Source organism: Pseudomonas sp. AD21, from assembly GCF_002878485.1.
GTDB lineage: Bacteria > Pseudomonadota > Gammaproteobacteria > Pseudomonadales > Pseudomonadaceae > Aquipseudomonas.
The window spans coordinates 1-19,426 of record NZ_NQYG01000086.1; the positions used below are offsets into that span (position 1 = coordinate 1).

At 55.1% G+C, this 19,426-nt stretch carries 16 protein-coding genes and 4 tRNA genes; all 20 read right to left on the reverse strand.

Annotation, left to right across the window (positions count from 1 at the left end; all coding sequences use genetic code 11):
- Nucleotides 1–97: GTP-binding protein (locus tag PseAD21_RS27425; protein WP_146011319.1), on the reverse strand; the 97-nt coding region annotated here is incomplete at its 3' end.
- A gap of 31 nt (nucleotides 98–128) precedes the next feature.
- Nucleotides 129–2,234, reverse strand: a complete 2,106-nt coding sequence (fusA, locus tag PseAD21_RS27430; RefSeq protein WP_102358879.1) for an elongation factor G — start codon at nucleotides 2,232–2,234, stop codon at nucleotides 129–131.
- A gap of 30 nt (nucleotides 2,235–2,264) precedes the next feature.
- On the reverse strand, nucleotides 2,265–2,738 hold the full coding sequence (gene rpsG, locus PseAD21_RS27435; RefSeq protein WP_007916467.1) for a 30S ribosomal protein S7: 474 nt from the start codon (nucleotides 2,736–2,738) through the stop codon (nucleotides 2,265–2,267).
- Between the two features lie 107 nt (nucleotides 2,739–2,845).
- Entirely contained in the window at nucleotides 2,846–3,217 is a 372-nt protein-coding gene (rpsL, locus tag PseAD21_RS27440) for a 30S ribosomal protein S12 (RefSeq protein ID WP_003186084.1), read from the reverse strand.
- A gap of 216 nt (nucleotides 3,218–3,433) precedes the next feature.
- Nucleotides 3,434–7,633 (reverse strand): DNA-directed RNA polymerase subunit beta', encoded by a 4,200-nt coding sequence (rpoC, locus tag PseAD21_RS27445; RefSeq protein ID WP_102358880.1) that lies wholly within the window; start codon nucleotides 7,631–7,633, stop codon nucleotides 3,434–3,436.
- 64 nt (nucleotides 7,634–7,697) lie between these two features.
- A complete protein-coding gene (gene rpoB, locus PseAD21_RS27450; RefSeq protein WP_102358881.1) occupies nucleotides 7,698–11,771 on the reverse strand; it encodes a DNA-directed RNA polymerase subunit beta in 4,074 nt (1,357 codons plus the stop codon).
- Between the two features lie 221 nt (nucleotides 11,772–11,992).
- Entirely contained in the window at nucleotides 11,993–12,358 is a 366-nt protein-coding gene (gene rplL / locus PseAD21_RS27455; RefSeq protein ID WP_003228750.1) for a 50S ribosomal protein L7/L12, read from the reverse strand.
- A 74-nt stretch (nucleotides 12,359–12,432) separates the two neighbouring features.
- Nucleotides 12,433–12,933 carry a 50S ribosomal protein L10 gene (gene rplJ, locus PseAD21_RS27460; RefSeq protein ID WP_008081912.1) on the reverse strand — a complete coding sequence of 167 codons (501 nt, stop codon included), beginning with the start codon at nucleotides 12,931–12,933 and terminating at the stop codon, nucleotides 12,433–12,435.
- A gap of 198 nt (nucleotides 12,934–13,131) precedes the next feature.
- A complete protein-coding gene (gene rplA, locus PseAD21_RS27465) occupies nucleotides 13,132–13,827 on the reverse strand; it encodes a 50S ribosomal protein L1 (RefSeq protein ID WP_003228754.1) in 696 nt (231 codons plus the stop codon).
- Nucleotides 13,827–14,258, reverse strand: a complete 432-nt coding sequence (gene rplK, locus PseAD21_RS27470; protein ID WP_003228756.1) for a 50S ribosomal protein L11 — start codon at nucleotides 14,256–14,258, stop codon at nucleotides 13,827–13,829. The genes rplA and rplK overlap by 1 nt, the downstream gene beginning before the upstream one ends.
- Nucleotides 14,259–14,375: 117 nt before the next feature.
- The gene (gene nusG, locus PseAD21_RS27475; RefSeq protein ID WP_025113545.1) at nucleotides 14,376–14,909 is read right to left on the reverse strand and encodes a transcription termination/antitermination protein NusG; all 534 of its coding nucleotides are present in this window, start codon (nucleotides 14,907–14,909) and stop codon (nucleotides 14,376–14,378) included.
- A 9-nt stretch (nucleotides 14,910–14,918) separates the two neighbouring features.
- On the reverse strand, nucleotides 14,919–15,287 hold the full coding sequence (gene secE, locus PseAD21_RS27480) for a preprotein translocase subunit SecE (RefSeq protein WP_007916493.1): 369 nt from the start codon (nucleotides 15,285–15,287) through the stop codon (nucleotides 14,919–14,921).
- A gap of 45 nt (nucleotides 15,288–15,332) precedes the next feature.
- Nucleotides 15,333–15,408, reverse strand: a tRNA-Trp gene (locus PseAD21_RS27485).
- A 53-nt stretch (nucleotides 15,409–15,461) separates the two neighbouring features.
- Complete coding sequence (gene tuf, locus PseAD21_RS27490) at nucleotides 15,462–16,655, reverse strand: elongation factor Tu (RefSeq protein WP_102358882.1); 1,194 nt, start codon at nucleotides 16,653–16,655, stop codon at nucleotides 15,462–15,464.
- Between the two features lie 85 nt (nucleotides 16,656–16,740).
- A tRNA-Thr gene (locus tag PseAD21_RS27495) sits at nucleotides 16,741–16,816 on the reverse strand.
- Nucleotides 16,817–16,842: 26 nt separating this feature from the next.
- Nucleotides 16,843–16,916: transfer RNA gene (locus tag PseAD21_RS27500), tRNA-Gly, on the reverse strand.
- A gap of 24 nt (nucleotides 16,917–16,940) precedes the next feature.
- Nucleotides 16,941–17,025, reverse strand: a tRNA-Tyr gene (locus PseAD21_RS27505).
- 142 nt (nucleotides 17,026–17,167) lie between these two features.
- Nucleotides 17,168–17,605, reverse strand: coding sequence for a hypothetical protein (locus tag PseAD21_RS27510; RefSeq protein WP_102358883.1), 438 nt, complete (start codon nucleotides 17,603–17,605; stop codon nucleotides 17,168–17,170).
- Between the two features lie 7 nt (nucleotides 17,606–17,612).
- Entirely contained in the window at nucleotides 17,613–18,362 is a 750-nt protein-coding gene (locus PseAD21_RS27515; RefSeq protein WP_102358884.1) for a pantothenate kinase, read from the reverse strand.
- On the reverse strand, nucleotides 18,352–19,305 hold the full coding sequence (gene birA, locus PseAD21_RS27520; RefSeq protein ID WP_102358885.1) for a bifunctional biotin--[acetyl-CoA-carboxylase] ligase/biotin operon repressor BirA: 954 nt from the start codon (nucleotides 19,303–19,305) through the stop codon (nucleotides 18,352–18,354). The genes PseAD21_RS27515 and birA overlap by 11 nt, the downstream gene beginning before the upstream one ends.
- Nucleotides 19,306–19,426: the final 121 nt, after the last annotated feature.

The window sequence follows — 19,426 nt, forward strand, 5'->3', positions numbered from 1 at the left end:
TCAGAGCAGCAGTCAGAGTGGTTTTACCGTGGTCAACGTGACCAATGGTGCCAACGTTGACGTGCGGTAGGGAACGATCAAATTTTTCTTTAGCCACGACAATTAACTCCTAGCCTAAAGGGGCTGAATCAGCCTTGTTTTTTGGTTACGGATTCGACGATGTGCGACGGAGCCGTATCGTATTTTTTGAATTCCATAGAGTAGCTTGCGCGACCCTGGGACATGGAACGAACGTCGGTCGCATAACCGAACATCTCACCCAGTGGAACCTCGGCACGGATAACCTTGCCGGACACTGTGTCTTCCATACCCTGGATCATGCCGCGACGACGGTTAAGGTCGCCCATCACATCACCCATATAGTCTTCAGGCGTAACAACCTCTACAGCCATGATCGGCTCGAGCAACTCACCACCGCCCTTCTGGGCCAGTTGCTTGGTCGCCATGGAGGCAGCCACTTTAAACGCCATCTCGTTGGAGTCGACGTCGTGGTAAGAACCATCGAACACGGTAGCCTTCAGGCCGATCAGCGGATAGCCGGCAACAACGCCGTTCTTCATCTGCTCTTCGATACCCTTCTGGATAGCCGGGATGTATTCCTTAGGAACCACACCACCTACAACCTCGTTCACGAATTGCAGACCTTCCTGACCTTCGTCAGCAGGAGCAAAACGGATCCAGCAGTGGCCGAACTGACCACGACCGCCGGACTGACGAACGAACTTGCCTTCGATTTCACAGTTCTTCGTGATGCGCTCACGATAGGAAACCTGAGGCTTACCGATGTTGGCTTCGACGTTGAACTCACGGCGCATCCGGTCAACCAGGATGTCCAGGTGCAACTCGCCCATGCCGGAGATGATCGTCTGACCAGTCTCTTCATCAGTCTTGACGCGGAAAGACGGGTCTTCCTGAGCAAGTTTGCCCAGAGCGATACCCATTTTTTCCTGGTCATCCTTGGTCTTAGGTTCTACGGCAACCGAAATAACCGGCTCCGGGAAGTCCATACGAACCAGGATGATTGGCTTGTCAGCGTTGCAGAGGGTTTCACCAGTGGTGACGTCCTTCATGCCGATCAGGGCCGCGATGTCACCAGCGCGCACTTCCTTGATCTCTTCACGGGCGTTTGCGTGCATTTGCACCATACGACCCACGCGCTCTTTCTTGCCTTTAACCGAGTTGATCACGCCGTCGCCGGAGTTCAACACGCCCGAGTAAACGCGGACGAAGGTCAAGGTACCCACGAATGGGTCGGTGGCGATTTTGAACGCCAGAGCAGCAAACGGCTCGTCATCACTTGCGTGACGCTCCATTTCCTCTTCCTCGTTATCAGGATTAGAACCCTTGATAGCAGGAATGTCGGTCGGAGCAGGCAGGAAGTCGATAACGGCGTCGAGAACCAGGGGAACACCCTTGTTCTTGAACGACGAACCGCAAACGGCCAGAACGATTTCGCCGGCGATAGTACGCTGACGCAAAGCAGCTTTGATCTCTTCGATCGTCAGCTCTTCGCCTTCAAGGTACTTGTTCATCAGCTCTTCGTTGGCTTCGGCGGCAGCCTCAACCATGTTGTTGCGCCACTCTTCAGCCAGCTCTTGGAGCTCGGCAGGAATGTCCTTGCGAACAGGGACCATACCTTTGTCAGAGTCGTTCCAGTAAACAGCTTGCATGTTGATCAGATCGATCTGACCCTGGAAGTTGTCTTCGGAACCGATGGCCAACTGGATCGGCACCGGAGTGTGACCCAGACGCTGCTTGATCTGACCGATCACGCGCAGGAAGTTGGCACCAGCACGGTCCATCTTGTTTACGTAAACAAGACGTGGAACGCCGTATTTGTTGGCTTGACGCCATACGGTTTCCGACTGAGGCTCAACACCCGAAGTACCGCAGAACACTACAACAGCGCCGTCGAGTACGCGCAGGGAACGCTCTACTTCAATGGTGAAGTCTACGTGGCCCGGGGTATCGATTACGTTGAAGCGATGCTCGTGCGCATACTGCTTCTCGGAACCTTTCCAGAAGGCAGTGATAGCAGCAGAAGTAATGGTAATACCACGCTCCTGCTCCTGCACCATCCAGTCTGTGGTCGCGGCGCCATCATGCACCTCGCCCATTTTGTGACTTTTGCCGGTGTAAAAAAGGACGCGCTCGGTGGTGGTGGTTTTACCAGCATCCACGTGAGCGACGATACCGATGTTACGGTAGCGGCTAATCGGAGTAGTACGAGCCATAAAGCCCTCGCAAAATTAGTGAAGCTAAAATTAGAAGCGGTAGTGCGAGAAAGCTTTGTTAGCTTCAGCCATACGGTGCACGTCTTCACGCTTCTTAACAGCAGCACCTTTACCTTCAGCAGCATCCAGCAGTTCGCCAGCCAAACGCAGAGCCATAGACTTCTCGCCACGCTTACGGGCGAAGTCTACCAACCAGCGCATTGCCAGAGCGTTACGACGGGAAGGACGAACCTCGACCGGAACCTGGTAAGTAGCACCACCAACGCGGCGCGACTTCACTTCGACCAGCGGAGCGATGGCGTCGAGTGCTTTTTCGAAGAGTTCCAGGGGATCGGTGCCAGCCTTACGGGTCGCAACGGTTTCCAGGGCACCATAAACGATACGCTCGGCAACGGCTTTCTTGCCGCTTTCCATAACGTGGTTCATGAATTTGGCGAGGATCTGGCTTCCGTATTTCGGATCGTCCAGAATCTCACGCTTTGCTGCTACGCGACGTCTTGGCATGATAAGCCCTCAAGCGGTCTTCAGGTTAGCTCGGGACAGATCCAATGGATGCGTGCCCGACCTTACTCTTATCGACTCAATAAAATGAAAATCTGCAAAACGGCCGATTACTTCGGACGCTTGGTACCGTACTTCGAACGACCCTGGTTACGGCCTTTAACGCCGGAAGTATCCAAGGAGCCGCGAACGGTGTGATAACGAACACCTGGCAAGTCTTTTACACGACCGCCGCGGATCAGTACCACGCTGTGCTCTTGCAGGTTGTGACCTTCACCACCGATGTACGAGGAAACCTCGAAACCGTTGGTCAGGCGCACACGGCATACTTTACGCAGTGCCGAGTTAGGTTTTTTCGGCGTAGTGGTGTACACACGGGTGCACACGCCACGACGTTGCGGGCAGTTCTGCAGCGCAGGCACGTCGGATTTCTCGACGATACGCTTACGCGGCTGACGTACCAGCTGGTTGATAGTTGCCATCTACTAGCTCCACTGTTGTCTTGCGACGCTATTGTCTTGCAAGAAAAGCAAAATGGCAGGAACGAATTCCCGCCAAATTTAGGGGATCAAGAGTCTAAAGAGGATCTTGCCCCCAGTCAAGGCAAGGCCCCGACCTCCCCGCCCCTCGAACCTCGACAAAATGTCTCGATTCGATGAACGGAGCGATCAGGGCCTTACGCTCATTTATCGCAGAACTCAGTTACCGCTCGAGTTCAGCGCTTCGGTCAGTGCAGCTTCCACTTCACTGGCGCTTACGCGCAACGGTTTGTCAGCATCACGACGACGCTTGCGCTCGCTGTGATAAGCCAGACCGGTACCAGCCGGGATCAGACGACCCACGACCACGTTTTCTTTCAGGCCGCGCAGGTAATCGCGCTTGCCGGTGACTGCCGCTTCGGTCAGTACGCGAGTGGTTTCCTGGAAGGAAGCCGCCGAGATGAACGATTCAGTGGACAACGACGCCTTGGTGATACCCAGCAGAACGCGAGTGTACTTGGAGACGAACTTGTCTTCGCCACCCAGACGCTCGTTCTCTACTAGTACGTGAGTCAGTTCCATCTGGTCACCCTTGATGAAACTGGAATCGCCGGATTCAGCGATTTCAACTTTACGCAGCATCTGACGCAGGATGGTCTCGATGTGCTTGTCGTTGATCTTCACGCCTTGCAGACGGTAAACGTCCTGGATCTCGTTAACGATGTACTTGGCCAGCGCGCTCACACCCAGCAGACGCAGGATGTCGTGCGGATCGCTTGGACCGTCGGAGATAACTTCGCCGCGGTTTACCTGCTCGCCTTCGAACACGTTCAGGTGACGCCACTTCGGAATCAGCTCTTCGTACGGATCGGAACCGTCGTTCGGGGTGATAACCAGACGGCGCTTGCCTTTGGTCTCTTTACCGAACGCGATGGTGCCGCTGACTTCAGCCAGAATCGACGCTTCTTTCGGACGACGAGCTTCGAACAAGTCGGCAACACGCGGCAGACCACCGGTGATGTCGCGGGTCTTCGAAGTTTCTTGCGGGATACGAGCGATAACATCACCGATCGCGATCTTCGCACCGTCCGCAACACCGACCAAGGCGTTGGCTGGCAGGAAGTACTGAGCGATAACGTCAGTGCCTGGCAGCAACAGATCCTTGCCGTTGTCGTCGACCATCTTCACCGCTGGACGGATTTCTTTGCCCGCAGCTGGACGATCTTTCGCGTCGAGCACTTCAATGTTGGTCATACCGGTCAATTCGTCAGTCTGACGCTTGATCGTGATGCCTTCTTCCATGCCCACGTAGGTCACGGTACCTTTCATTTCGGTAACGATCGGGTGAGTGTGCGGATCCCACTTGGCCACGATTGCGCCAGCGTCGACCTTGTCACCTTCTTTAACCGAAATCACAGCACCGTACGGCAGCTTGTAACGCTCGCGCTCACGACCGAAGTCATCAGCGATTGCCAGCTCACCGGAACGGGACACAGCAACCAGGTGGCCATCCACTCGCTCAACGTGCTTCAGGTTGTGCAGACGGACAGTACCGCCATTCTTCACCTGAACGCTGTCGGCTGCGGAAGTACGGCTTGCCGCACCACCGATGTGGAACGTACGCATCGTCAGCTGGGTACCCGGCTCACCGATGGACTGGGCAGCGATAACGCCGACCGCTTCACCGATGTTCACCTGGTGACCACGAGCCAGATCACGGCCGTAGCACTTGGCGCAAATGCCATAGCGGGTTTCGCAGCTGATCGGCGAACGCACGATCACTTCGTCGATGCTGTTCAGCTCGATGAATTCAACCCACTTCTCGTCTACCAGAGTACCGGCAGGAACGATGACTTCCTCAGTGCCTGGTTTGAATACGTCACGGGCAATGACACGACCCAATACGCGCTCACCCAACGGCTCTACAACGTCACCGCCTTCAATGTGCGGAGTCATCAGCAGACCGTGCTCAGTGCCGCAATCGATCTCGGTTACAACCAGATCCTGCGCCACGTCTACCAGACGACGAGTCAGGTAACCGGAGTTCGCAGTTTTCAACGCGGTATCCGCCAGACCTTTACGAGCACCGTGAGTCGAGATGAAGTACTGAAGTACGCTCAAACCTTCACGGAAGTTCGCAGTAATCGGCGTTTCAATGATGGAACCGTCCGGCTTGGCCATCAGACCACGCATACCGGCCAGCTGACGAATCTGTGCTGCGGAACCCCGCGCACCCGAGTCGGCCATCATGTACATCGAGTTGAAAGACTCTTGATCGACTTCAACGCCATGACGGTCGATAACCTTCTCTTTCGAGAGGTTGGCCATCATAGCCTTGGAAACTTCGTCGTTCGCTTTCGACCAGAGGTCGATCACTTTGTTGTACTTCTCGCCCTGGGTTACCAGGCCGGAGGCGTACTGACTCTCGATCTCTTTCACTTCGTCGGTGGCAGCACCGATGATGCGAGCTTTCTCGTCCGGGATAACGAAGTCGTTAACACCGATGGAAACGCCGGAAATGGTCGAGTAAGCGAAACCGGTGTACATCAACTGGTCAGCGAAGATCACGGTCTCTTTCAGACCAACCACGCGGTAGCACTGGTTGATCAGCTTGGAGATCGCCTTTTTCTTCATCGGCAGGTTGACGACGTCGTACGACAGACCTTTTGGCACAACCTGGAACAGCAGCGCACGGCCGACGGTGGTGTCGACGATACGGGTACCGCTCACGCTGTTGCCGTCACGGTCGTTGACGGTTTCGTTGATCCGCACTTTAACCTTGGCGTGCAGTGCGGCTTCGCCGGCACGGAACACACGGTCAACTTCCTGCAGATCCGCGAATACACGACCTTCGCCTTTGGCGTTGATCGCTTCACGAGTCATGTAGTACAGACCCAATACAACGTCCTGCGACGGAACGATGATTGGCTCACCGTTGGCTGGCGACAGAATGTTGTTGGTCGACATCATCAACGCGCGCGCTTCCAACTGGGCTTCCAGTGTCAGCGGTACGTGCACGGCCATTTGGTCGCCGTCGAAGTCGGCGTTGTACGCGGCGCAGACCAGCGGGTGCAGCTGGATAGCCTTACCTTCGATCAGTACCGGTTCAAACGCCTGGATACCCAGACGGTGAAGGGTCGGTGCACGGTTGAGAAGAACCGGGTGTTCGCGAATCACTTCAGCGAGAACGTCCCAAACCTCTGGCAGTTCGCGCTCGACCATTTTCTTGGCCGCTTTGATGGTGGTCGCGAGACCACGCATTTCCAGCTTGCCGAAAATGAACGGTTTGAACAGCTCGAGAGCCATCTTCTTCGGAAGACCACACTGATGCAGACGCAGGGTCGGGCCTACGGTAATTACCGAACGACCGGAGTAGTCAACACGCTTACCGAGCAAGTTCTGACGGAAACGCCCCTGCTTACCCTTGATCATGTCAGCCAGGGATTTCAGAGGACGCTTGTTGGAACCGGTGATAGCGCGGCCACGACGACCGTTGTCGAGCAGAGCATCGACAGCTTCCTGCAACATACGCTTTTCGTTGCGCACGATGATGTCCGGAGCGGACAGATCCAGCAGGCGCTTCAAGCGGTTGTTACGGTTGATCACTCGACGATACAGATCGTTGAGGTCGGAAGTCGCGAAACGACCGCCATCCAGCGGGACCAGCGGACGCAGATCTGGCGGCAGAACCGGCAGAACGGTCAGTACCATCCACTCTGGCAGGTTGCCGGAACCCTGGAAGGCTTCCATCAACTTCAGACGCTTGGACAGCTTCTTGATCTTGGTTTCGGAGTTGGTTTGCGGAATTTCTTCACGCAGGCGGCCAATCTCGTGCTCCAGGTCGATAGCGTGCAGCAGTTCACGGACAGCTTCAGCACCCATACGGGCGTCGAAGTCATCACCGAACTCTTCCAGCGCTTCGAAGTACTGCTCGTCGTTCAGCAGCTGACCTTTTTCAAGGGTGGTCATGCCTGGATCGATAACGACATAGCTCTCGAAGTAGAGAACGCGTTCGATATCACGCAGGGTCATGTCCATCAGCAAGCCGATACGGGACGGCAGCGATTTCAGGAACCAGATGTGGGCAACCGGCGAAGCCAGTTCGATGTGCGCCATGCGCTCACGACGAACCTTGGCCAGTGCAACTTCAACGCCGCACTTCTCGCAGATCACACCACGGTGCTTCAAGCGCTTGTACTTACCGCACAGGCACTCGTAATCCTTTACCGGGCCAAAGATCTTGGCGCAGAACAGACCGTCACGCTCAGGTTTGAACGTACGGTAGTTGATGGTTTCCGGCTTTTTAACTTCACCGAACGACCACGAGCGGATCATCTCAGGCGAGGCCAATCCGATACGGATGGCGTCGAACTCTTCGACTTGACCCTGGTTTTTCAGCAAATTCAGTAGGTCTTTCAAGGCCTTTCCTCCTGGCGGAGCAGAGAGCGGGCAATCCTGCCCCGCTCTCGATTCGCGTCACGTGTTATTCGGTTTCCAGATCGATATCGATGCCGAGGGAACGAATTTCCTTGATCAACACGTTGAAGGACTCGGGCATGCCCGGCTCCATACGGTGATCGCCATCCACGATGTTTTTGTACATCTTGGTACGGCCGTTCACATCGTCCGACTTCACTGTGAGCATTTCTTGCAGAGTGTAAGCGGCACCGTATGCTTCCAGTGCCCAGACCTCCATCTCCCCGAAACGCTGACCACCGAACTGCGCCTTACCACCCAGCGGCTGCTGGGTAACCAGGCTGTACGAACCGGTAGAACGCGCGTGCATCTTGTCGTCTACCAAGTGGTTCAGCTTCAGCATGTACATGTAGCCAACGGTAACTGGACGCTCGAACTTGTTGCCAGTACGGCCGTCAGTCAGCTGCATCTGGCCGCTTTCCGGCAGGTCTGCCAGTTTTAGCATGGCCTTGATTTCGCTTTCCTTGGCACCGTCGAACACTGGAGTGGCCATTGGAACGCCGCCACGCAGGTTCTTCGCCAGATCCAGGATTTCCTGATCGGAGAAGCTGTCAAGATCTTCGTTACGACCGCCGATCTGGTTGTAGATCTCGTCCAGGAAGGTGCGCAGTTCAGCGACTTTACGCTGCTCTTCGACCATCCGGTTGATCTTCTCACCCAGACCTTTGGCCGCGAGGCCCAGGTGGGTTTCAAGGATCTGACCAACGTTCATACGCGAAGGTACGCCCAGCGGGTTGAGGACGACGTCGACCGGGGTGCCATTGGCATCGTGCGGCATGTCTTCAACCGGCATGATCACGGAGACCACACCTTTGTTACCGTGACGACCGGCCATCTTGTCGCCCGGCTGGATGCGACGACGGATTGCCAGGTAAACCTTGACGATTTTCAGCACGCCTGGAGCCAGGTCATCGCCCTGCTGCAGTTTGCGCTTCTTGTCTTCGAACTTGTCGTCCAGCAGACGGCGGCGATCAACGATGTAGGCCTGAGCCTTCTCGAGTTGCTCGTTAAGAGCATCTTCAGCCATGCGCAGTTTGAACCACTGACCATGCTCAAGACCGTCGAGCACTTCGTCGGTGATGTCCTGACCTTTCTTCAGACCTGCGCCGCCTTCAGCCTTGTGGCCTACCAGAGCGGAACGCAGACGTTCGAAAGTTGCGCCTTCAACGATACGGAACTCTTCGTTCAGATCCTTGCGGATCTCGTCGAGCTGAGTCTTCTCGATCGACAGTGCACGAGCATCACGCTCGACGCCGTCACGGGTGAAGACCTGTACGTCGATGACAGTACCTTTGGTACCGGTAGGTACGCGCAGGGAGGTGTCTTTAACGTCGCTGGCTTTTTCACCGAAGATTGCACGCAGCAGTTTTTCTTCCGGAGTCAGTTGGGTCTCGCCTTTCGGAGTGACCTTACCGACCAGGATGTCGCCTGCGCCAACTTCAGCACCTACGTAAACGATACCGGCTTCGTCCAGTTTGTTCAGTGCAGCTTCACCCACGTTCGGGATGTCTGCAGTGATCTCTTCAGGCCCAAGCTTGGTGTCACGGGCCACACAGGTCAGTTCCTGGATGTGGATCGTGGTGAAACGGTCTTCCTGAACCACACGCTCGGACAGGCAGATGGAGTCTTCGAAGTTGAAGCCGTTCCATGCCATGAACGCGATGCGCATGTTCTGACCCAGTGCCAGTTCACCCATGTCGGTGGACGGGCCGTCGGCCATGATGTCGCTACGCTGAACGCGATCACCCTTGCTCACCAGCGGACGCTGGTTGATGCAGGTGTTCTGGTTCGAGCGGGTGTATTTGGTCAGGTTGTAGATGTCGACACCAGCTTCGCCGGTTTCAACTTCGTCATCAGCAACACGAACCACGATACGGCTGGCGTCGACGGAGTCGATCACGCCACCACGACGAGCCACGACGCAAACGCCGGAGTCACGGGCTACGTTACGCTCCATGCCGGTACCTACCAGCGGCTTGTCAGCGCGCAGGGTTGGTACAGCCTGACGCTGCATGTTCGAACCCATCAACGCACGGTTGGCGTCGTCGTGCTCGAGGAACGGAATCAGCGACGCTGCAACCGAAACTACCTGCTTCGGCGAAACGTCCATCAAGGTGACTTCTTCAGGCGTCTTGACGGTGAATTCGTTCAGGTGACGTACGGCTACCAGTTCGTCGATCAGGACTTTCTGGTCGTTCATGGTCGCCGAAGCCTGCGCGATCACGTGATCGGCTTCTTCAATAGCGGACAGGAACACGATTTCGTCGGTGACCACACCCTCTTTCACCACGCGGTACGGGCTTTCCAGGAAGCCGTACTGGTTGGTGCGAGCGTACGCAGCCAGGGAGTTGATCAGACCGATGTTCGGACCTTCCGGCGTTTCAATCGGGCATACACGACCGTAGTGAGTCGGGTGTACGTCACGGACTTCAAAGCCTGCGCGCTCACGAGTCAGACCGCCAGGGCCGAGTGCAGAGACACGACGCTTGTGGGTGATCTCGGACAGCGGGTTGTTCTGGTCCATGAACTGCGAGAGCTGGCTGGAACCGAAGAACTCTTTCACCGCCGCAGCCACTGGCTTGGCGTTGATCAGGTCTTGCGGCATCAGGCCTTCGCTTTCAGCCATCGACAGACGCTCTTTGACCGCACGCTCAACACGTACCAGGCCAACGCGGAACTGGTTCTCGGCCATTTCGCCTACGCAGCGAACACGACGGTTACCCAGGTGGTCGATGTCATCGACGATGCCTTTACCGTTACGGATGTCGACCAGAGTCTTCAGTACCGCGACGATGTCTTCCTTGCACAGCACGCCCGAACCTTCGATCTCGGTACGACCGATACGACGGTTGAACTTCATCCGGCCGACCGCAGACAGGTCGTAGCGCTCAGGACTGAAGAACAGGTTGTTGAACAGGGTTTCGGCAGCGTCTTTGGTTGGCGGCTCGCCTGGACGCATCATGCGATAGATCTCGACCAGCGCTTCCAATTGGTTGCTGGTGGAGTCGATCTTCAGCGTGTCGGAGACGAACGGACCGCAGTCGATGTCGTTGGTGTACAGAGTTTCGATGCGAACAACGCCAGCCTTGGCAATTTTTGCCAGGACTTCAGTGTTCAGCTCGGTGTTGCACTCTGCCAGGATTTCGCCGGTAGCCGGGTGCACGATGACCTTGGCGGTGGTGCGACCGAGGACGTAGTCCAGAGGCACTTCCAGCGTCTTGATACCGGCTTTTTCGATCTGGTTGATGTGGCGCGCGGTAATACGGCGGCCCGCTTCAACGATGACCTTGCCCTTCTCGTCCTGGATATCCAGAACCGCAATTTCACCACGCAGACGCGAAGCAATCAGTTCCAGACTGAGGGTCTCGCCGCTCAGTTTGAAAACGTTGGTGGTGTAGAAAGCGTCCAGCACTTCTTCAGTGGTATAGCCGAGCGCACGCAGCAGTACCGATGCCGGCAGCTTGCGACGACGGTCAATACGCACGAATACGCAGTCTTTCGGGTCGAACTCGAAGTCCAACCACGAACCGCGGTAAGGAATGATGCGCGCGGAGTACAGCAGTTTGCCGGAGCTATGCGTCTTGCCGCGGTCGTGGTCGAAGAACACGCCCGGGGAACGGTGCAGCTGGGAAACGATTACACGCTCGGTACCGTTGATTACGAAGGTACCGTTCTCAGTCATCAGGGGGATTTCACCCATGTAGACTTCTTGCTCTTTGATGTCCTTGATCGCTTTGTTCGACGACTCTTTGTCGAAAATGATCAGGCGCACTTTTACCCGCAAAGGTACGGCGAAAGTTACACCGCGCAATACGCATTCTTTGACATCAAATGCCGGTTCGCCCAGGCGATAACCGACGTACTCCAGCGCAGCATTGCCGGAGTAGCTGATGATCGGGAAAACGGATTTGAAGGCCGCATGCAGGCCCACGTCGCGGAACTGATCTTTAGTCGCTCCCGCTTGCAAGAATTCACGATACGAATCCAGCTGGATGGCCAGGAGGTACGGCACATCCATGACGTCCGGCAACTTGCTAAAGTCCTTGCGGATACGTTTTTTCTCAGTATATGAGTAAGCCATCAGCGTTCCCCAGCTTGGTCACCTGCTTGTTTGGCCCCTCCCGACGGGAGCAGCCAGAAAATCGTGCAAACCCCATGGTTTGCGCCACCGCATCGGGTGGTTACAGCGCCTTTATCAGCACCGACCCAGTCGGCTGCCAATAACGGAAAAAGGCCGGTGGCAAGAGCCACCAGCCATCAGCCTGTCGCTTGACGCTCGGGCTGGAGGAGCAAAGTCGATACTTATTTCAGCTCGACTTTAGCGCCTGCTTCTTCCAGCTTCTTCTTGGCGTCTTCAGCAGCTTCTTTCGAAACGCCTTCAGCTACAACCTGAGGAGCGCCGTCTACTTTCTCTTTGGCTTCTTTCAGGCCCAGACCGGTCAGTTCACGAACTGCCTTGATCACGTTAACCTTCTTCTCGCCAGCTTCCAGCAGAACAACGTTGAACTCGGTTTGCTCTTCAACAACAGCGGCAGCAGCAGCTGGACCAGCCGAAGCAGCAGCAGCGGTAACACCGAAGGTTTCTTCCATCGCTTTGATCAGCTCAACGATTTCCACTACGGATTTCTGGCCGATTGCTTCGATGATTTGTTCGTTAGTCAGAGACATGACTCAATTCCTGAATTGGGGGACGGCCTTCGCGACCATCGAAATAAACAAAAAACGCGAGAAGTTGACGAGCCTTAGGCTGCGGCAGCTTCTTTCTGGTCGCGAATTGCCGCCAGAGTACGAGCCAACTTGCTGGTAGCGCCTTGAATCACGCTCATCAGCTGAGAAATTGCTTCGTCACGGGTCGGCAGAGTTGCCAGTACGTCGATCTGATTAGCTGCGAGGAACTTGCCCTCGAACGCAGCTGCCTTGATCTCGAACTTGTCCTGACCCTTGGCAAACTCTTTGAAGATACGGGCAGCAGCGCCCGGATGTTCGTTCGAGAATGCAATCAGGGTCGGGCCGGTGAACACGTCGTTGAGAACACTGTATTGAGTGTCAGCAACAGCGCGCTTGAGCAGGGTGTTACGTACAACACGTACGTAAACGCCAGCTTCACGAGCCTCTTTACGGAGTCCGGTCATTGCGCCTACTGTTACGCCACGTGCATCAACCACGACAGCGGACAGAGCGACTTTGGCAGCCTCGTTGACTTCAGCGACGATGGCCTTCTTGTCTTCGAGATTAATTGCCACGGGTTTAACTCCTGCTTGTTACCGTTTCACTCGGCCGAAACCGAATGTCGTTTTGGTGTCTGATTCGGTAAGGAACCGGGAGCACCATCTGCGTAGGCTTATGGTTTAAGACTTGCGCCGCCTACGGTCTTGGATAGCCCCCGCCAGGCAGGGACCCCAATCTTTCAATTGGCGCGAACAATCGCGCCAACCTTTGTCTTACGCGTCCAGCGAGCTCTGGTCGATGACCAGACCTGGGCCCATAGTGGTGCTCAGGGTAACGCGCTTGACGTAGATACCTTTCGAAGAAGCTGGTTTGATACGCTTCAGATCAGCGATCAGGGCTTCAACGTTTTCCTTCAGCTTGACGGCATCGAAGCCGATCTTGCCAACGGAAGTGTGGATGATGCCGTTTTTGTCGGTGCGATAGCGAACCTGACCAGCCTTGGCGTTTTTAACCGCGGTGGCTACGTCTGGAGTTACGGTGCCGACTTTCGGGTTAGGCATCAGGCCACGTGGACCGAGGATCTGACCCAGCTGACCTACAACGCGCATGGCATCAGGGGATGCGATCACTACGTCATAGTTCAGGTCGCCGCCTTTCATTTCGGCAGCAAGGTCGTCCATACCTACACGGTCAGCGCCGGCAGCCAGAGCGGCTTCAGCAGCTGGACCCTGGGTGAACACAGCAACGCGAACGGTCTTGCCAGTGCCGTGTGGCAGCACAGTAGCGCTACGAACAACCTGGTCGGATTTACGCGGGTCTACGCCCAGGTTTACAGCAACGTCAAACGACTCGCTGAACTTGACAGTCGACAGCTCAGCCAGCAGAGCAGCAGCATCTACAATGTTGTAGGCCTTGCCTGCTTCGATTTTGCCGGCGATAGCCTTTTGACGCTTGGTCAGCTTAGCCATTACACACCCTCCACGTTAAGGCCCATGCTACGAGCAGAACCGGCGATAGTACGCACGGCTGCATCCATATCAGCTGCAGTCAGATCCGCGTTTTTGGTTTTCGCGATTTCTTCCAGCTGAGCACGGGTAACAGTGCCAACCTTAACGGTGTTCGGACGAGCGGAACCGCTGGTCAGACCGGCCGCCTTCTTCAGCAGAACCGAAGCAGGGGTGGATTTGGTTTCGAAAGTGAAGCTACGGTCGCTGTAGACAGTGATGATCACTGGAGTCGGCAGACCTGCTTCAAGACCCTGAGTACGGGCGTTGAAAGCCTTGCAGAATTCCATGATGTTCACGCCGTGCTGACCCAGAGCAGGACCAACAGGTGGGCTTGGGTTAGCCTGAGCGGCCTTCACTTGCAGCTTGATGTAAGCGGTAATCTTCTTGGCCATGAGGCACTCCAATTACGGGTTCGAACGCCTCGAAAGGCTCCCCGGTTACTTGCGCGTTTATCCCAGTGACGACAAAACCCCACAGCCTAGGGCTGCGGGGTTGGGATGCTTGCTCAGTTAGACCTTTTCGACCTGACTGAACTCCAACTCTACCGGAGTAGAGCGACCGAAAATAAGCACTGCCACCTGGACACGGCTTTTTTCGTAGTTAACTTCTTCGACAGTGCCGTTAAAGTCAGCGAATGGACCGTCAGTAACACGAACCACTTCACCTGGCTCAAACAGAGTCTTCGGCTTCGGCTTGTCACTACCATCAGCCACGCGACGCAGAATTGCTTCCGCCTCTTTGTCGGTAATTGGTGCAGGCTTGTCGGCGGTACCGCCAATGAAACCCATCACCCGAGGAGTATCCTTGACCAAGTGCCAAGTACCCTCATTCATATCCATCTGAACCAGCACGTAGCCCGGAAAGAACTTACGCTCGCTTTTGCGCTTCTGGCCATTACGCATTTCAACCACTTCTTCAGTGGGAACCAGAATCTCGCCGAAGCCATCTTCCATGCCTGCCAGCTTTACGCGCTCGATCAGCGAGCGCATCACATGCTTCTCGTAACCCGAGTAAGCATGCACAACATACCAACGCTTAGCCACGGGACACCCTTAGCCAACAATCAAGGAAACAAGCCAACCGAGCAGGGAATCAAGCCCCCACAACAGCAACGCCATAACCAGAACAACAGCCACCACAATCAGGGTGGTCTGCGTGGTTTCTTGGCGAGTTGGCCACACGACTTTACGAATCTCGGTACGAGCTTCCTTAACCAGCACAAAGAAAGACTTGCCCTTCGCAGTCTGCAGGCCTACAAAGGCAGCTACAGCAGCAATGACAAGCAATGCGAGTACACGGTACAGGATCGGCGAAGCAGAGTAATACTGATTGCCAACAACGCCAACAACCACCAAAGCGACAACTACAAGCCACTTGAGCAGATCGAAGCGAGAGCCTTGAGCTTCAGCTTTAGGAGTCATCTATGAAGATCCTGTGAAAAGAAAGCCAGACACACCGAGTGAATCTGGCAGGTCAGGAGGGAATCGAACCCCCAACCTACGGTTTTGGAGACCGTCGCTCTGCCAATTGAGCTACTGACCTAAAACAAAATCAGGCCGACCATTATGCCGGCCCGAAAAATACATTACAACCGCTTATTCGATGATTTTGGCTACGACGCCAGCGCCGACGGTACGACCGCCTTCACGGATAGCGAAACGCAGACCGTCTTCCATTGCGATGGTTTTGATCAAGGTAACAGTCATCTGAATGTTGTCACCTGGCATTACCATTTCAACGCCTTCTGGCAGCTCGCAGTTACCAGTCACGTCAGTAGTACGGAAGTAGAACTGTGGACGGTAGCCTTTGAAGAACGGAGTGTGACGACCGCCTTCTTCCTTGCTCAGAACATAAACTTCTGCAGTGAACTTGGTGTGCGGCTTAACCGAACCCGGCTTAACCAGAACCTGACCACGCTCAACGTCGTCACGCTTGGTGCCACGCAGCAGAACGCCGCAGTTCTCGCCAGCACGACCCTCGTCGAGCAGCTTGCGGAACATTTCAACACCGGTGCAAGTAGTAACGGTGGTGTCACGCAGGCCAACGATTTCCAGCGGATCCTGAACGCGAACGATACCGCGCTCGATACGACCAGTCACAACAGTACCGCGACCCGAGATCGAGAACACGTCTTCGATTGGCATCAGGAACGGCTTATCGATCATACGAACTGGCTCTGGAATGTAGGCATCCAGAGTCTCTACCAGCCTCTTAACAGCGGTAGTGCCCATCTCGTTGTCGTCTTTGCCTTCCAGCGCCATACGAGCCGAACCGATGATGATTGGAGTGTCATCGCCCGGGAAGTCATAGGTGGACAGCAGGTCGCGAACTTCCATCTCAACCAGCTCCAGCAGCTCAGCGTCGTCTACCAGGTCAGCCTTGTTCAGGAAAACCACGATGTACGGAACGCCTACCTGACGGGACAGCAGGATGTGCTCACGGGTTTGCGGCATCGGACCATCAGCGGCCGAGCAAACCAGAATAGCGCCGTCCATTTGAGCAGCACCGGTGATCATGTTCTTCACGTAGTCAGCGTGACCTGGGCAGTCAACGTGAGCGTAGTGACGGATCTTCGAGTTGTACTCAACGTGTGCGGTGTTGATGGTGATACCGCGAGCTTTTTCTTCTGGTGCGCTGTCAATCTTGTCGAAGTCAACGATTGCAGAACCGAAAACTTCGGAGCAAACGCGAGTCAGAGCAGCAGTCAGAGTGGTTTTACCGTGGTCAACGTGACCAATGGTCCCAACGTTGACGTGGGGCAGGGAACGATCAAATTTTTCCTTAGCCATCGATATCACCCTCAACAGAAGAAATTAGACAAACAATATCAACCATTAAAACAAAGGCAGATATTTTCATATCTGCCTTGTTATATGGAGCTCTTGAGCGGATTTGAACCGCTGACCTCACCCTTACCAAGGGTGTGCTCTACCAACTGAGCTACAAGAGCGTAACACTTTGCACAACCTGCAAACTTGGAGCGGGTAGCGGGAATCGAACCCGCATCATCAGCTTGGAAGGCTGAGGTTCTACCACTAAACTATACCCGCGGAGCTTGCAGCTCACGCTAAAAATGGTGGAGGGGGAAGGATTCGAACCTTCGAAGTCGTAGACGTCAGATTTACAGTCTGATCCCTTTGGCCGCTCGGGAACCCCTCCTAAGCGAGCCGGCATTCTATACTATGCCGACCTTCTGTCAAGCATTTTCTCATTAAAAACCTGAGGTTAGCTGCACTGACATCACCCCACTTTGATAACCTGTTTAGGTGTTCGCTGTGGAGCGGGCGCCATTCTATGCAAACTATTCCAACGGTGCAACCCCCTCACACAGCATTATTTTATGTTTTAACTCATTGAATTCCTTGGAAAGGTTCTGCAACTGCACATCCCCCAACAAACGCTGGCTTTCGGGCGCAATGCGCAGCCAGTAACCGGGCTCGAGAAGATCCCTTTGCGATGGCTGAGCCTTCACATTCATCGCCACAAGCCGCTGTTGCAGCGCAGAAATAGCCTCCTCTCGAGCCAAGCCACCCAAGAACAGGCAATCCTGCGCTGCGCGTCGCGCACCCTGCCCCTCTCGGGAATCACCACCAGCTTCACTCAGCAAACGAATGTCTTGCTGGGATCCACGGTACATGCTGAGTGGCGTGACATCTTTTGCTCGCAAGGGCGCCTCCTGCTGATGCCAGACGTAATAGAACACATTGAGAACAACAAGCAGCAGGAACAACCAACGCATACAAACCTCAAGATAGGGGACACGCCATGGCCAACCCCACAAAGACCAGATCCGGGACGACTCGGGCATCAGGCACAACATCCGCAACCAAACCTGCGTCGCCACCAGTAATAAAGACGGTGAAGCGTTCACCCCAATAGGATCGGGCCATCTCCATTTGGGTCAGCACGAAACCTCTCAACATCAACGAGCACCCACGCTCCACCGCCTCAACGGTACTCCGCCCCGGAGCATGACTTGTCAGAGCCCGCTCGGCAGCCAAATCTCCATAACGGATATTCCGAGTATGTGTGCGCAGCTGATTTCGCATCAATGGCATCCCCGGACAAATGAACCCTCCCAGATGCTCCCCCTCGGCACTAATGAAGTCCGCGGTCACTGCAGTGCCGAAATCAAGAATCAGACAAGCGCCTGCGGCCAAGTGAAAACCGCCGAGCATTGCCAACCAACGATCCAGCCCCAGACGCTCATAGTCGTCATAGCCATTCTTGACACCAGACACTTCATTGGCCGGCTTCGCACACACTACAGAAAGGGCGAACATCTGCTCGAGAATCCGAGTCAGAGCGGCGGTCTCCTCGTTAGTCCTGACACTAACCAAGCGACAGTTGCGCAGTGATAGGCCGTCCAATGCATGCAGACTAGCCACCAGGGCCTGATCCGAGTCGACCACACCTTCCGCGAAAAGATCTCCGGCAGCGGAATTCAATACCCGCCACTTGATAAAGCTGTTCCCACAGTCGAGCTCAAGAATCATCACGCAACCTCAGACTGAGCTCACCACCGCTAAATACTTTTTCCACGCCATCCACCTTCAAGCGCAGCGCCCCTTGACCATCAATACCGAGCACTACACCTTCAATATGACTAGTGCCGGCTATCAACGAAACCGAGCGACCTTGCCACATATGATCCTTTTGCCACTCATCCTGGAGTGCTGAAAAGCCATCGACCTGATGGCGATGGATATAGCCACGCAACTGCTCGCTTAGCTCCGCCACCAATACGTTGCGATCACAGCTCCTGCCCGTCTCGAGTCGAATCGACGTCCATTGCTGGCCGACCTCGTCAGCAACCTGCATATTCACGTTAATGCCTATGCCCAGCACCACGTGACAAACGTCTGCAGGATCCCCTACGAGTTCCAGAAGAATACCGGCAATTTTCTTGTTTCCGACCAATACGTCGTTGGGCCACTTCAATCCAGCGCCCGACACACCGAGCTTTCGCAGGACATGCATAACCGCCAGACCGACCACAAGACTCAACCCCTCAAGCTGGCGCATGCCGCCTTCAATACGCAGTACAAGGCTGTAATAGAGGTTTTCAGCAAAAGGACTTACCCACTTGCGCCCCCTGCGACCTCGACCGGAGATCTGCCGCTCCGCCAATACCAGAAACGGAGCCGCACACCCTTGATTGATCGCGCGCAGCGCCTCTGCATTGGTGGAGTCTATGGAGCCAAAGACAGTCATCGGCCAAACCGAAGCCAGGGCGCTGATTTCCAGAGGATCAAGCAACGTCAAGGGTGCCGCAAGTTGATAGCCTCGACCCCGGACCTTATTAATGGACAACCCGAGTTCAGCCTCAAGATGCTGAAGCTGCTTCCATACAGCACTTCGACTGATACCCAGAGCAAGCCCCAGAGCCTGGCCAGAATGGAATCGACCATCCTTTAAAAGATTCAACAACGTCAGCATGCAGGTCTCGCCTCACAATGAGGCCCGAATAATAGCCATGAGCCGAGCGATTGCATAGAAATCAAGCAAACCACTTTCCTGCGGGCAAAACAAAACCCCAATTGCTTTCGCAATTGGGGTT